General features: G+C 62.5%; 9 protein-coding genes and 4 tRNA genes. 9 read left to right on the plus strand and 4 right to left on the minus strand.

Going from position 1 to position 14,339, the window contains the following annotated elements; translation table 11 throughout:
• Window positions 1-12: 12 nt before the first annotated feature.
• Complete coding sequence (locus MSG32_RS01530) at window positions 13-3,927, plus strand: AAA family ATPase (protein WP_248377161.1); 3,915 nt, start codon at window positions 13-15, stop codon at window positions 3,925-3,927.
• A gap of 101 nt (window positions 3,928-4,028) precedes the next feature.
• On the opposite strand, the gene MSG32_RS01535 is transcribed toward MSG32_RS01530, so the two are convergent.
• A complete protein-coding gene (locus MSG32_RS01535; protein ID WP_054555497.1) occupies window positions 4,029-4,802 on the minus strand; it encodes a UDP-2,3-diacylglucosamine diphosphatase in 774 nt (257 codons plus the stop codon).
• A 152-nt stretch (window positions 4,803-4,954) separates the two neighbouring features.
• Entirely contained in the window at window positions 4,955-5,449 is a 495-nt protein-coding gene (locus MSG32_RS01540; protein ID WP_043331309.1) for a peptidylprolyl isomerase, read from the minus strand.
• A 238-nt stretch (window positions 5,450-5,687) separates the two neighbouring features.
• Here MSG32_RS01540 and MSG32_RS01545 point away from each other — a divergent pair, with 238 nt between their 5' ends.
• Both MSG32_RS01545 and cysS read left to right on the plus strand, forming a co-directional pair.
• Complete coding sequence (locus tag MSG32_RS01545; protein ID WP_248377163.1) at window positions 5,688-7,367, plus strand: glutamine--tRNA ligase/YqeY domain fusion protein; 1,680 nt, start codon at window positions 5,688-5,690, stop codon at window positions 7,365-7,367.
• Window positions 7,368-7,569: 202 nt separating this feature from the next.
• Window positions 7,570-8,952: a cysteine--tRNA ligase gene (gene cysS, locus MSG32_RS01550; RefSeq protein ID WP_153636939.1), complete on the plus strand. Its 1,383-nt coding sequence runs from the start codon at window positions 7,570-7,572 to the stop codon at window positions 8,950-8,952.
• A gap of 120 nt (window positions 8,953-9,072) precedes the next feature.
• On the opposite strand, the gene mtnN is transcribed toward cysS, so the two are convergent.
• Complete coding sequence (gene mtnN / locus MSG32_RS01555) at window positions 9,073-9,783, minus strand: 5'-methylthioadenosine/S-adenosylhomocysteine nucleosidase (protein WP_043331304.1); 711 nt, start codon at window positions 9,781-9,783, stop codon at window positions 9,073-9,075.
• An 84-nt stretch (window positions 9,784-9,867) separates the two neighbouring features.
• Window positions 9,868-10,737, minus strand: coding sequence for a bifunctional methylenetetrahydrofolate dehydrogenase/methenyltetrahydrofolate cyclohydrolase FolD (gene folD / locus MSG32_RS01560; RefSeq protein ID WP_054555494.1), 870 nt, complete (start codon window positions 10,735-10,737; stop codon window positions 9,868-9,870).
• Window positions 10,738-11,356: 619 nt separating this feature from the next.
• On the opposite strand from folD, the gene MSG32_RS01565 reads away from it, so the two are divergent.
• From MSG32_RS01565 to clpP, 6 genes are all read left to right on the plus strand, one after another.
• A tRNA-Pro gene (locus tag MSG32_RS01565) sits at window positions 11,357-11,433 on the plus strand.
• Window positions 11,434-11,519: 86 nt separating this feature from the next.
• Window positions 11,520-11,596 (plus strand) — tRNA-Arg (locus tag MSG32_RS01570).
• Window positions 11,597-11,689: 93 nt separating this feature from the next.
• Window positions 11,690-11,764, plus strand: a tRNA-His gene (locus tag MSG32_RS01575).
• 68 nt (window positions 11,765-11,832) lie between these two features.
• Window positions 11,833-11,907 (plus strand) — tRNA-His (locus MSG32_RS01580).
• A gap of 315 nt (window positions 11,908-12,222) precedes the next feature.
• Window positions 12,223-13,575 (plus strand): trigger factor, encoded by a 1,353-nt coding sequence (tig, locus tag MSG32_RS01585; RefSeq protein ID WP_248377165.1) that lies wholly within the window; start codon window positions 12,223-12,225, stop codon window positions 13,573-13,575.
• A 121-nt stretch (window positions 13,576-13,696) separates the two neighbouring features.
• On the plus strand, window positions 13,697-14,317 hold the full coding sequence (clpP, locus tag MSG32_RS01590; RefSeq protein WP_043331300.1) for an ATP-dependent Clp endopeptidase proteolytic subunit ClpP: 621 nt from the start codon (window positions 13,697-13,699) through the stop codon (window positions 14,315-14,317).
• Window positions 14,318-14,339: the final 22 nt, after the last annotated feature.

Consider the following 14,339-nt stretch of genomic DNA (forward strand, 5'->3'; position numbering starts at 1 on the left):
AATGGATGACACATGACGCAGGAAACATCTGGTCAAGCTCAACTGGCACTGCTGGGACATTTCCAGCTGACGTTGGGTGATGACACGCTGACGCAGTTCAGCTACGACAAGGTCAAGGCGCTACTTCTGCATCTGCTGCTGCATGATCAGGCCGTCTCCCGTGCCGGGTTGGCGGAGTTGCTCTGGCCGGATCAGGGACTGTCCTCCGGACGGACCAACCTTCGCCACGCCTTGCACTGTCTGCGTCAGAGTCTCGGCGAAGAGGCCGACAACCTGTTGACGGTGTCGCGCCAGACCATCGCGCTCTCGCTGCCGGAGCACTGGGAGCTTGATCTCGACGAGCTCAACGGCCTGCTGCTGGCGCCGCCCTCCGTCGCCACCCTGGGGGAGATTCTCACCCTGTATCGTGGCGACCTGGTCGAGGAGCTCTCCTTGACCCAGTGCCCGGACTTCCAGCGCTGGATGATCAAGGTGCGTGGCGAGTGGCGTCAGCGCGTCATCCAGTTCGCCGAGCGGGTGCTGGCCACGGACGAGCCGCTGCCCGATGACGTGCTGCGCACGCTGGTCAGTCGCTTCTCCGGTTACGGCCCCTTCCATGAGCGTCTCGTGCGTCAGCTGGCCGAAGGCGGCCAGTCGGCCGCGGCCCATGAGCAGTTCAATGCCTTCCTGCAGCAGCTGGCGCTCTCCGGTCAGCAGCCGGACCCCGGCTTCCTGCAGCTGGCGCGCTACTGGTCCGATGGCAAGAGCGAGACGATGAGTGCCATGACGCCGCAGGGCGCCATCTCACGGACCCTGTCGCTGGACAGCGCGCCGCTGCGCGAAGAGGAAATCGATCACCGTCAGCTGTCGGTCATGGCCATTCGTCTGAGCGTCAAGGACAGTCATCGTGACCGCGTCTGGGCGCGTGCCTGCCTGACGCTGCAGATCGAGCTGCTGCGCTGGCTGGAGCAGCAGTGTCATCACCTGGGCGGCTTCTGGCTGCCGGGCGCCACGGGTGGCGTGGGTCTGGCATGCTTCGGCACCCACGGCCCGGCGCATCAGCTCGCCGAGCTGGTCGCGCTCTATGAGCACTGCAGCAAGGCGATCCCCGACGAGATCGCCAAGCTGTGGGACGGCGAAGGCAAGCCGCCGGCCTTCTCGCTGTCGGCGGGCCTGCACTCCGGTCAGGTCATCTACCTGCCGGAGCGCCAGCTGGCCGACCCGCTGGGGCAGGTCACGCAATATTCCCTCGAGTTGATGACCGCCGCCGAAGGCAGCGAGCTGGTGATCTCCCAGGAGGCCAGTCAGCACATGCCGCCGGCACTGGACCTGCAGCCCCGCTTGACCTCGCGCCTGTTGGCCGCTGACGGTCGCGTGCGTCTGCGTGCGCTGGTGCTGGGCAGCAGTGTCGCCACTCGCGAATCCTCGCTGCCGACCTTGATCGGTCGCGAGGGCGAGCTGCGTCGTCTGCGCGATGCGCTAGCCCGCGCCAGCATCGGCCTGCGCCAGAGCGTGCTGGTCAGTGGCAACTCCGGCATGGGCAAGTCGGCCTTGATGGTCAATTTCCGTCAGCTGGAGCAGAGCCAGGATGTCGGACTGTGCTGGATGCCGACCACGCGTCTCTCGCAGCTTGAGCCCTACAGTGTCGTCACGGCGCTGATTCGCTGGCGTCTGGACGGCAATATCGATCGCGAAAGCGTCGAGCAGCTGTTCGAGTCTTCCGAGGCGTTGCAGGGCATCAGCGAGGAAGTGCGTCGCTCCTTCCATGCGGTGCTGGGCACGGCGGAAGATACTGCCGAAGACGAAGTGCTGATCCAGTCCAGCGAGACGGTCGAACGCGTCGTGCGCGTGCTGCATCTGGTGATCGAGAAGTCAGCCAGCCTGCGTCCGCTGGTGATGATGATCGATGACCTGCAGTGGCTCGACGAGCCGTCGCTCAAGGTGCTGGCTGGCCTGCAGGCGCGTCTGCCGATCAACATCGGCTTCATGCTGGCCGCGAGCCACAACGGTCGCGACAGCCTGGCGGTCAAGCTCAACTGGGACCAGCACATCGCACTGGGTCGCCTCGATCCGATGCAGGTCTCGCGCCTGCTGTCACACCTGTCACGTCGCTATCGCCTGCACCTGAGTCCGCGCATGCGCAGTCAGCTCATCGAGCGCTGCGATGGCGTGCCGCTCTACCTGCAGGAAATCTGCCGGCGTCTCGACATGGACCGCCGCGAAGGGCGTCCGGTGCAGCTCGACGAATTGCCCAAGGGCCTGATCGGTCTGCTCTCCAGTCGTATCGATCAGCTGGAAGAAGGGCGCGATGTCGCCCACGCCGCCGCGGTATTGGGGCGTGTCTTCAAGCTGAGCTTCGTGCGCCAGAGCTGTGAGTTCGAGGAGGGCCGCCTCAAGCGCGCCATCGAGAACATGCAGCGCCTGGAGATCATCGAGGCCTGCAGCAGCGACAGTGAATTCGACTACCAGTTTACCCATCAGCTGATCCAGGAAGCGGCCTACCTGTCGTGTCCGCGGGATGTGCGGCGCCGGATTCACCATCAGGTGGTCGCGCTGATCGAGGACAAGTATCCCGCCTGGATCAGTCGTCACCCCGGCTACTTCGCCGTTCACCTGCGCAAGTCGCAGAACTTCAGCCGTGCCGCGCGTTACTTCGAGCTCTCGGCGCGCGAGGCGCTCAAGATCAGCGCCAACCGCACCGCGCTCAAGATGGCGGACAACGGCCTGGCCTGCCTCAAGCATGTCGATGGTCAGGAAGAGCGCGAAGTCAGCCTGCTGACGGTACGTGGCCAGTCCGGCTTCGCGCTGGAAGGCCATGGCTCACGCATTGCCCACGAGAGCTTCGTGCAGGCGCGCAACCTGCTCAGCAGTCCGGCGCTGGTCGAGGACGACGAGCCGGACCTCGAGCAGGCCTTCATCGTCAAATGGGGCCTGTGGGTCGGTTGCAGTGAGCGTCATGCCCACGCCGATGCCTTCGCGCTGGCCTCGGGCCTCAGTGAGCTGGCGGAAGAGCTTTCCGATGATCGCTATCGTCGCCTGGCCGATTATGCGCGTGCCCACTGCGAGTTCTGGGCTGGTCGCGTGCGTGTGGCGGGCGAGCACCTGGATGAGATCGATCCGGTCAACCATCCGATGGTGCTCGAATGGCTGCCGTTCAGCGATCACCCGCAGGTGGCGGCCTCCTGTCTGCAGAGCTGGACATCGTGCCTGCGCTGCGACTACGTGAAGGCCGAGCAGCAGGCCGAGGCGGCGATTCGCATGGCCGAGCAGATCGGTCAGCCCGGTTCGCTGGCGATGGCGCTGATGTTCTCCACCTCCCTGTATCGCCAGCTGGGTCACACCCATCTGGCGACCCAGCGCGCCGAGCGCGCCCTGGAAGTGACGCGTTCAGCGGACCTTCACCTGTGGCACATGGCTGCGCATGGCGTGCTGGGCTGGGCGCGGGCGATGAACGGCGACCGCGATGGCCTGTCCATGCTGCAGTCGAGCATGAACGAGTTCGCCGAGCTGACCGGACGCGAGCGTCATCAGCGTCCCAACCTGTGGTACATGGACGCCGTGATGGCGCTGGGCGAGCACGCTGCCGCCGAGGAATACATGGAGAAGGTGCTGCTGGTCGCCCAGGAGCGCAATTCCTTCTACCTGTCAGAAGTCAGCTATCTGGTCGCGAGCCTGCGCAGTGCTCAGGGGCTGCCGCTGGAGAAGGTGCGCTCCCTGATCGAGCAGGGGCTGTCCTACTCCATCGAGCAGGAAAACACCCACCATGAGGCCATGGGACTTGCCACCTGGCTGCGTCTGGTCGATGCCCATGATGCCGAGCGGTGTCAGCGTCTGAAGGTGTTGCTGGAAGAGCTGCCGAGCGCCGATGCCCCCGCGGTACTGGGCTGGCATCAGCTGGTGGAGGTCGCCGAGGGGCGTGCGCGCCGCAAGGCATCGTCACCGGCCTGAGCGCAGCGTCTGGCGCAGCGAAGCGCCTGATACTGTGAGAGCGTAAGAAAAAAGCCCCGCTGCCGTGATCGGCAGCGGGGCTTTTTGGTGTGTGCAAGCGATCAGCCGTGGGTGATCGCATCGACCAGCGGCAGCGCAAATTCACGCAGCTCCGGCCCCTGGCCACGGGCGATGATGTCGAAGGCCTGAGTCGGGCGCCAGTCGCCGAGCACGATGCGGCGCGCCGGCTCGCCATCGATCTCGAGTTCATGCACCGCCGGGCGATGCGTATGGCCATGGATCAGCGTGCGCACGTCGTGCTCACGCATCTCGCGCACCACTTCCTCGGGCGTGACGTCCATGATCGCCTCGTCCTTCTCGCTGTTGGTCTCGCCGGACTGCATGCGCAGTGACTGGGCCAGCGCCAGACGCTGCTCCAGCGGCATGGCCAGAATCTGCGCCTGCCACTGAGGGTCGCGGGTCATGGCGCGGAACTTCATGTAGGCCTCGTCGCGGGTGCACATGCTGTCACCGTGCATCAGCAGCACGCGCTCGCCGTCCAGCTCGATCACGCTCGGGTCGGGCAGCAGCGTCACGCCGGCTTCGGCCGCGAAGGTCTCACCGACCAGGAAGTCGCGATTGCCGTGCATGAAGAAGATCGCGGTGCCGCGCTCGGCGATGCGCTTGAGCGCAGCGCTCATGCTGTCGGTGAAGTCGTTGCGATAGTCATCGCCGACCCAGACCTCGAAGATGTCACCCAGCAGGAACAGACGCTCGACGGCAGGCTGGCAGGTAGCCAGGCGTGCCAGATAGTCGAGGAAGCCCTGGGCGATCTCGGGCGTGTCGGGTTGCAGGTGCAGGTCGGAGATGAAGAGGGTGGTGGCAGTCGTGTTCATGGTCGGGATCCGCGAAGGTGGGCGGTCAGCAGGGCATCGCAAGGGCGCACTGCCGTGGGAGTTCATAACGCAAACCGCCCAGCCTGACACTCGCGATCACGAGGCAAGGCCGGGCGGTAGGCACGCCTTGCGGCGTGATCAGGCGAAATCGCTTATTCGGTGATTTCAGCGCTGGTGATGATCACGTCTTCTGCCGGCACGTCGGCGTGGCCGTCGCGACGGGTGGTCTTGACCGCTTCGATCTTCTCGACCACGTCCATGCCTTCGACGACCTTGCCGAACACGCAGTAACCCCAGCCCTGGCTGGTCTTGCTGGTGAAGTTCAGGAAGTCGTTGTCATTGACGTTGATGAAGAACTGGGCGCTGGCGGAGTGCGGGTCCATGGTGCGAGCCATGGCCACGGTGCCGCGGTCGTTCTTGAGGCCGTTGTCGGCTTCGTTCTCGATCACGCCATTGGTCGGCTTCTGGTTGAAGTCGGTGTCAAAGCCACCGCCCTGAACCATGAAACCCGGAATGACGCGGTGGAAAAGGACATTGCTGTAGTGGCCTTCACGCACGTACTGCTCGAAGTTGGCCGCGGTCTTCGGGGCCTTCTCATGGTTGAGTTCGAGGGTGATATCGCCGTAGTTGGTGTGAAGAACGATCATTCGGGCTTCCCGGTCATCTGTCTTGCTCAAGTGTCAGGCAGGCGCGGCTTCATGGCATCGCCTGCGGGCGTCGCGCTATAATAGCGGCTTTGCATCCAGACACGAAAGCCTGAGCGGGCGGCAGGCGCGTGGATGCAGCCCCGATCATCCGTCTTGTTGTCCTTGCGCACGTTCGTTCAACCACATGACGACCCGCAATACGACGCCCAGGAACCACACAGAGGTGCAGCGAAACTTCATGAGTACCGAGACCCAGAGCGCCCCGAACTTCGTGCTTAACCAGATCCGCGAAGAACTCGAGGCCGGCCGTGCCGATAAGGTTGTCACGCGTTTCCCGCCGGAGCCCAATGGCTTCCTGCATATCGGGCACGCCAAGTCGATCTGTCTGAACTTCGGTCTGGCGCAGCAGCTCGGTGGCGATTGTCACCTGCGCTTCGATGACACCAACCCGGCCAAGGAAGAGCAGGCCTATATCGACGCCATCAAGGAAGACGTCGAATGGTTGGGCTTCGAGTGGGCCGGCAAGGTGCGCTTCGCTTCCGATTATTTCGACCAGCTCTATGCCTGGGCCCAGCACCTGGTGCGTGAAGGCAAGGCCTATGTCGATGACCTGTCGCCGGACGAGATTCGTGAATATCGTGGCACGCTGAAGGAGCCGGGTCGCCCGAGCCCGTACCGTGAGCGTAGCCCCGAGGAAAACCTCGATCTGCTCGAGCGCATGAAGAAGGGCGAATTCGGCGAGAGCGAGAAGGTGCTGCGTGCCCGCATCGACATGGCGGCGCCCAACATCAATCTGCGTGATCCGATTCTCTATCGTATCCGTCATGCCAGCCATCACCAGACCGGCGACAAGTGGAAGATCTACCCGTCCTACGATTTCACGCATGGTCAGTCCGATGCGCTGGAAGGCGTGACGCATTCCATCTGTACGCTGGAATTCGAGGACCATCGTCCGCTGTATGAGTGGTTCCTGGCCAACCTGCCGGTACCGGTCACGCCGCGTCAGATCGAGTTCGCGCGTCTGAACCTGGATTACACCGTCACCTCCAAGCGCAAGTTGAAGCTGCTGGTGGACGAAGGCGTCGTCGATGGCTGGGATGACCCGCGCATGCCGACCATCTCGGGCATGCGTCGTCGTGGCTACACGGCCGCTTCCATTCGCAAGTTCTGCGACATGATCGGCGTGAGCCGCGCGGATGGCGGCATGGTCGAGATCGGCATGCTGCACCACGCCATCCGTTCCGACCTGGAAGACAACGCGCTGCGGGCCATGTGCGTGCTCAATCCGCTCAAGGTGGTGCTGACCAACCTGCCGGAAGGTCACGAGGAAGTCTTCGAGGTGCCCGGTCATCCGGCACGTGACGACATGGGCACGCGCCAGATTCCGCTGACCCGTGAACTGTGGATCGACGCCAATGACTTCATGGAAGATGCGCCGAAGAAGTTCTTCCGTCTCGCGCCCGAGAAGGAAGTGCGTCTGCGCAACGGTTACGTCATCCGCTGTGATGAAGTGATCAAGGATGAGGCCGGCGAGATCGTCGAGCTGCGTTGCAGTGTCGATCTCGATACCCTCGGCAAGAACCCGGAAGGCCGCAAGGTCAAGGGTGTCATCCACTGGGTCAGCGCCGAGCACGCGGTGCCGGTCGAGGTGCGTCAGTACGAGAACCTGTTCCTGGAAGCCGAGCCGGACCGTGACAAGGATGTCGACTTCCTTGAGCACCTCAATCCGAACTCGCTGAGCATCGTCAAGGGCTTCGGTGAGCCGAGCCTGCGCAATGCCGCGCCGGAAACGCGTTACCAGTTCGAGCGTATCGGCTACTTCGTCGCCGACCGCCATGACTGCGTCGATGGCGCGCTGGTCTTCAACCGTACCGTCAGCCTGAAGGACGGTTGGGCCAAGGCCCAGAAGAAGGGTTGATGGCAGCCAGGCCTCCTGAGGGAGGTCTGCTGGCATGACTTTTGACCCGCTTCACGGCCCGCAGGCTGATCCTGTACCTTCGATGACGAAGCTGCATGACCGGCCTGCGGGCCGCTCCATTTCGCAAGGCTGACAGCGCACTGTCAGCAAAGTAGCCAAGGGCGATGACTGAATGATTTCACTCGAAGATGCCGCGAGCACACTGTCCATCTACAGTACCCTGAGCCGGACCAAGGCACCCTTCGTGCCATTGGAAGGCAACAAGGTGCGCATGTACGTCTGTGGCGTGACGGTCTATGACCTCTGTCACATCGGCCATGCGCGTGTGATGGTGGCCTTCGACATCATCACGCGTTACCTGCGTGCGCGTGGCTATGACGTCACCTATGTGCGCAACATCACCGATATCGACGACAAGATCCTCAAGCGTGCCGACGAGAATGGCGAAGCCTTCGAGGCGCTGACCGAGCGCATGATCCAGGCGATGCATGAAGACGAGGGGCGTCTGGGGATCCTGCGTCCTGATCGCGAGCCACGGGCGACCGCGCACATCGGCGATATCATCGCGATGACCGAGACGCTGATCGACAAGGGCTTTGCCTACGCGGCCAGCAACGGTGATGTCTACTACCGTGTGCGTCGTTTCGAGGGCTACGGCAAGCTCAACAACCGTCAGCTCGATGACATGCAGTCCGGCGCGCGCGTGGAAGTGGAAGAGGCCAAGGAAGACCCGCTCGACTTCGTGCTGTGGAAGGCCGCCAAGCCGGGCGAGGCCAGCTGGCCGTCTCCCTGGGGCGCGGGCCGTCCGGGTTGGCATATCGAGTGCTCCGCGATGTCGACCTGCTGCCTGGGCAATACCTTCGATATTCACGGCGGCGGGCCGGACCTGACCTTCCCGCACCACGAGAACGAGATCGCCCAGTCCGAAGCCGCCACTGGCCAGCAGTATGCCAACGTGTGGATGCACGCCGGCGCGGTGCGTGTCGGGCAGGACAAGATGTCCAAGTCGCTGGGCAACTTCTTCACGATTCGTGATGTGCTGGAGCAGCACAACCCGGAAGTGGTGCGTTACCTGCTGGTGGCCAGCCACTACCGCAGCGCGATCAGTTACGAAGCCAACTCGCTGGATGAGGCGCGTCGTTCACTGGAGCGCTTCTACAATGCGCTGGAGAACGTCACGCCCGAACAAGGCGAGGTGTCAGGCGACTGGCGGGCGCGCTTCGTGGCTGCCATGGATGACGACTTCAATACGGCCGGTGCGCTGTCGGTGCTGTTCGAGCTGGCCCGCGAGCTGAACCGTGCCAAGAAGGAGGCGCCGCAGCAGGCGCCGGCGCTGGCCTTCGAGCTGACCGCGCTGGGCGGTCTGCTGGGGCTGTTCGGGCAGGACCCGGCGGTCTTCCTCAAGGGCGATACTGCCGCATTGGCGTTGTCGGAAGACGAGATCCAGGCGCAGATCGAGGCGCGTGCTGCCGCCAAGAAGGCCAAGGACTTCGCGGGTGCTGACCGTATCCGTGACGAGCTGGCCGCTCAGGGCATCATCCTCAAGGATTCCCGCGAGGGGACGACCTGGGTGCTGGAAGGCTGATGCCGTTGGCATGACGCATTGTCGCCGCGAAAATGTCACCGCGAAAAAAAACCGCCGTCCCGAGAGGGGCGGCGGTTTTTCATGGCCAGTCGGGCGGGGTCGCCGTCGGGCAGCTGCTAATCAGCTGGCGAGGCGCTTGACCATGGCCTCGACCATGCGCGAGGACTGACGCGCGGCGACGTGCAGGAATTCCTCGAAGGACTGGCTGTTGTTGTCCTTGCCGGCGATGTCAGACAGCGCACGGATGACCACGAACGGCATCTCATAGACGAAGCAGGTCTGGGCGATGGCGGCGGCTTCCATCTCGGCGGCCAGCATGTCCGGGAAGCGTGAGCGAGTCAGCGCGACCAGTTCCGGGTCTGCCATGAAGATGTCGCCGGTGCAGATCAGGCCTTCACGCGCCTTGATCTCGCCCTGGGCTTCGACGCACTCACGCGCGATCTTCACCAGTGCCGGGTCTGACGGGTAGGCGGCCGGCATCTGCGGCACCTGGCCATATTCGTAGCCGAATACTACGGCATCGACGTCGTGGTGACGCACTTCGCTGGAGATGACCACGTCGCCGATCTCCAGATCAGAGGCGAAGCCCCCGGCGGAGCCGGTGTTGATGATGGCGTCCGGCTGATAGCGCTCGATCAGCTGGCAGGCGCCCACGGCGGCATTGACTTTGCCGATGCCGGACTGCAGCAGCACGATCTTGAGGCCGTGCAGCTGGCCGACGTGGAAGGTGGAGCCGGCATGTTGAGTCGTGGTGCTGTCTTCCAGCAGCTCGGCGAGGATGGCGACTTCCTCGGCCATGGCGCCGATGATGCCAAGTGTCTTGAGGGACATGGTGAAATCCTGAAGCAGGGACTGCGGGGCATCCTGTCATGCGATGCCCCGCGGCAGGGGAGGTGTCAGCGAGAGGGTGCGTGCTTACTTGCCGGCCAGCTGGGCATCGTGCAGCTCGGCGGCGAACAGGGTGTTCTCCAGCAGCGAGGCAACGGTCATCGGCCCTACGCCGCCCGGAACCGGCGTGATCCAGCCTGCGCGCTCCGCCGCCGGGGCGAACTCCACGTCACCGACCAGCGAGCCGTTGTCGAGGCGGTTGATGCCCACATCGATGACGATGGCGCCTTCCTTGATCCACTCCCCCTTGACCAGGCCCGGCTTGCCGACGCCGACCACGACGAGGTCTGCCTGGCGGACCTTGCTCTCCAGGTCCTTGGTGAAGCGGTGGCAGACGGTGGTGGTGCAGCCGGCCAGCATCAGCTCCAGTGACATCGGGCGACCGACGATGTTGGAGGCGCCCACGATGGTGGCGTCCATGCCGCGCACCTGCAGGCCGCTCTCGGACAGCAGCGTCATGATGCCCTTGGGGGTGCAGGGGCGCATTACCGGCAGGCGCTGCGCCAGACGACCGAGGTTGTAGGGGTGGAAGCCGTCCACGTCCTTGTCGGTACGAATGCGCTCGAGAATCGGGCGTGAATCGAGATGCGCCGGCAGCGGCAGCTGCACCAGGATGCCGTCGATGCTGGTGTCGTCATTCAGCTGGTCGACCAGGGCTTCCAGTTCCTGCTGAGTGGTGTCAGCGGACAGGCGGTGCTGGGTGGAGAGGATGCCAGCCTTCTCGCAGGCGAGGTGCTTGTTGCGGACATAGACCTCGGACGCCGCGTCTTCACCGACCAGCACGACGGCAAGCCCCGGAATACGTTCACCGGCATCACGACGCGCATCGACCTGACGGCCTACCTGTTGGCGTACGCGTTCGGCAATGGCCTTGCCATCTATCAGTTGTGCTGACATCAGCGATCATTCCTTCTCGTGGGCGATAAATGCAGGAGGGACAACGATGGCCAATTTTCGCATGCCTTGCCCTCCAGTCAACGCCGAATGACGACCTTGGTCGAAAGCTGTCATGGCCGTCAGGTCTTTCACGGGCGCCCGACAGGCCAGAAGACGGCGCCAAGTCACAGTCGAGAGTGGGGTCATGTCATGCGGTTATCGCCCTGATGCTCCCTCTGTAGAGGCGCAAGCAGAGGTAGAAGCAAAGGGAGAGGCAAAGGGGGAAGCAGAGAGCGGGGTAAGGAGAAGGCTGGGGCGGATGGGAGAGGGTGAATGGCAGAGGGTGAATGGCAGAGGGGCAAAAGGCGAAGGGACGATAGTCAGTCCACCGGCGGCGCTCAGCCGTCGCAAGTCATCACTGCGTCAGTGGCAGAAGCGATGAAAGGCGTGGCGTCTTGTATCAGCAAGGAGAGATGTTGGGGGCTGCAGGGATGAAAGCCCGCGACATGACATTGGCATGACAGCGCGAGGGGCAAACGAATCTTTTGGAAAGAATTCACGTAAGGGCTTGACCGCAGACGAAAGTTCGGTAGAATACGCCTCGCATCGACGGGGTTCGACGGTCGGTTGAAGACGGTTTCGGGATATAGCGCAGTCTGGTAGCGCGCCTGCTTTGGGAGCAGGATGTCGGGGGTTCGAATCCCTCTATCCCGACCACTTGAATACAACGTATCGCAAGGCTTCGGTCTTCTGAAACAGTATTCAGGGCTTTGTCCGGAGGTTGACTCGCAGCATTAGTTTCTGCGCCTATAGCTCAACCGGATAGAGCAACGGCCTTCTAAGCCGTAGGTTGCAGGTTCGAGTCCTGCTGGGCGTGCCATCGAGATGACGTTTGTCATCGAAGTGGATGTCGGAATGCTCTTCATTGAGCCTGATGACTGCGACCAGACGATGTGAAGATGTTCATGCAGTGGTGGGTGTAGCTCAGTGGTAGAGCCCCGGATTGTGACTCCGGTGGTCGTGGGTTCGAACCCCATCATCCACCCCATTGCATGTCAGCTTGAGCAGTATCAACGAGATGGAGACGGCAGGCTTTCTGTCCAACCTCCAGAAGTGGTGGGTGTAGCTCAGTGGTAGAGCCCCGGATTGTGACTCCGGTGGTCGTGGGTTCGAACCCCATCATCCACCCCACGTCTCGATGAATATCAGGATGCTGCCTGGCCCACTTGGGCGGGCGGCATGCCGCAAAAGGGGGAGAAGGCCAATGGCTTTCTCCTCCTTTTTTTTGGTTTTTTCGCACTGCTCCATGCATGACGATTCCGGGTTGCCGGGCGCTCCAGGTGCCTGTCTGGCGGGTAGGTGGAGCAGAAAATGGCCGGGGTCCTTGAATAACTTGGACCAAGGCACCATATGAAAGGGTCATATCCGCGCTTGCCAGCGCGTGGCGGGGTTTCTACAATCTTCGCCTTTATGATTCGAACGCCACCAGTGGGTAGAGGAACTTTCATGCAAGCTTCTGTCGCAACGACTTCTCCGATCGAGCGCACGGTCACCATCACGGTGCCGGCTTCTGAAGTCGACCAGGCCGTCAACGCCCGTCTTCTGGAAACCGCCAAGACCGTTCGTCTGAACGGCTTCCGCAAGGGCCACGTGCCGATGGCAGTGGTGCAACAGCGTTACGGCAAGGACGTGCGCAACGAAATCGTTGGCGAGATCATGCGCCAGCATTACGTGACCGCCGTCACCGAAAACGAACTGAACCCGGCTGGCTGGCCGAAGATCGACGCGACCGTCGATGAAGCCGGCAAGGATCTGGAGTTCGTCGCGACTCTGGAAATCTACCCGGAAATCGAACTGAAGCCGATCGAAGGCGCTGAAATCGAGCGTCCGCAGGCTGAAGTGACCGATGCCGACGTCGAAGAGATGATCGAGACCCTGCGCAAGCAGAACGCCTCCTGGACCGACGTCGAGCGCGCTGCCGCTGACGGCGACCAGGTCAAGATCGACTTTGAAGGCTTCCTCGGTGAAGAGGCCTTCGAAGGCGGCAAGGCAGAAGGCCACGAGCTGGTGCTGGGCTCCAACAGCTTCATCCCGGGCTTCGAAGAGCAGCTGGTCGGCGCTGCTGCCGGCGACGACAAGGAAATCAAGGTTTCCTTCCCGGCTGACTACCAGGCCGAGCACCTCGCCGGTCAGGAAGCGACCTTCAAGGTCAAGGTCCACGCCGTCAAGGCTCAGGAACTGCCGAAAGTGAACGAGGAGTTCATCGCCCAGTTCGGCCTGGAAGCTGCCGATGTCGAAAGCTTCAAGGTGGAAGTGAAGAAGAACATGCAGCGTGAGCTGAAGAACGCGATCGAGAATCGCGTCAAGCAGCAGGTGCTGGCCGAACTGACCAAGGCCAACGACATCCTCGTGCCGCAGGCTCTGGCCGACCAGGAAATCGACGGTCTGAAGCGTCAGGCTGCACAGCAGTTCGGTCTGGGCGAAGACTTCGACGTCTCCCAGCTGCCGGGCGAGCTGTTCCAGGACCAGGCGGTCCAGCGCGTCAAGACTGGCCTGCTGCTCAGCGAAGTCGTCAGCAGCAACGAGATGGACGTCAGCGACGAAGAGCTGAATGCTCGCGTTGAAGAAATGGCTCAGCAGTACCAGGACCCGGCCCAGGTCACCGAGTACTATGGTTCCAACGAACAGGCTCGCAACCAGCTCAAGTCCGTGCTGCTTGAAGAGAAGGCCGTTGACAAGCTGCTGGCACAGGCTCAGGTTAAGGACGTTGCCATGTCCTACCAGGAAGCCCTGCAGGCTGCACAGCAGCAGGAAGAAGCAGAAGAAGAGTCTGCTGAAGCCGAAGGCGAGCAAGCCTGAAGCTGGTTGACCCCTAGTGCTTGCTAGACCAGGACCCGGCTACGGCCGGGTCTCTGGTCAGTGGGCGGGGTAAAGTGGCATGCTCAATGGATATCAATGTCATCGGATGAAGGAAGCCCCCATGAACGACTTCGACATCAAGAATGCTGGCGGTCTGGTTCCGATGGTTGTCGAGCAGAATGCTCGCGGCGAACGGGCCTATGACATCTATTCCCGCCTGCTGAAGGAACGGGTGATCTTCCTTGTGGGTCCGGTTGAGGATTACATGGCCAATCTGGTCGTGGCTCAGCTGTTGTTCCTCGAGTCTGAAAACCCGGACAAGGACATCCATCTGTACATCAATTCGCCGGGCGGCTCCGTGACTGCAGGGATGGCGATCTACGACACCATGCAGTTCATCAAGCCCGACGTGTCCACCGTGTGCATCGGCCAGGCAGCCAGCATGGGTGCCTTGCTGCTGGCTGGCGGTGCCGCCGGCAAGCGCTACGCGCTGCCGAATTCCCGCGTCATGATCCACCAGCCGCTGGGCGGCTATCAGGGTCAGGCCACGGATATCGAGATTCACACCAAGGAAATCCTGACCATCCGTGAGAAGCTCAATCGCATTCTCGCGCACCACACTGGCCAGGACTTCGACACCATTGCCAATGATACCGACCGTGACAACTTCATGGCGGCCAATCAGGCAGTGGAGTACGGCCTGATCGATGCCGTGCTGGAACGCCGTCCCGACGTGGAGTGATCCGCGTAAACGGCTGACCTGA

It is taken from the genome of Cobetia sp. 1CM21F (assembly GCF_023161745.1).
Lineage (GTDB): Bacteria > Pseudomonadota > Gammaproteobacteria > Pseudomonadales > Halomonadaceae > Cobetia > Cobetia amphilecti.

Excerpts from the sequence above, each read along its gene's own strand:
- MSG32_RS01530 (WP_248377161.1), top strand. The coding sequence starts at position 13 with ATGACGCAGGAAACATCTGGTCAAGCTCAACTGGCACTGCTGGGACAT.
- MSG32_RS01535 (WP_054555497.1), bottom strand. The coding sequence starts at position 4,802 with ATGAACACGACTGCCACCACCCTCTTCATCTCCGACCTGCACCTGCAA.
- MSG32_RS01540 (WP_043331309.1), bottom strand. The coding sequence starts at position 5,449 with ATGATCGTTCTTCACACCAACTACGGCGATATCACCCTCGAACTCAAC.
- MSG32_RS01545 (WP_248377163.1), top strand. The coding sequence starts at position 5,688 with ATGAGTACCGAGACCCAGAGCGCCCCGAACTTCGTGCTTAACCAGATC.
- mtnN (WP_043331304.1), bottom strand. The coding sequence starts at position 9,783 with ATGTCCCTCAAGACACTTGGCATCATCGGCGCCATGGCCGAGGAAGTC.
- folD (WP_054555494.1), bottom strand. The coding sequence starts at position 10,737 with ATGTCAGCACAACTGATAGATGGCAAGGCCATTGCCGAACGCGTACGC.
- tig (WP_248377165.1), top strand. The coding sequence starts at position 12,223 with ATGCAAGCTTCTGTCGCAACGACTTCTCCGATCGAGCGCACGGTCACC.
- clpP (WP_043331300.1), top strand. The coding sequence starts at position 13,697 with ATGAACGACTTCGACATCAAGAATGCTGGCGGTCTGGTTCCGATGGTT.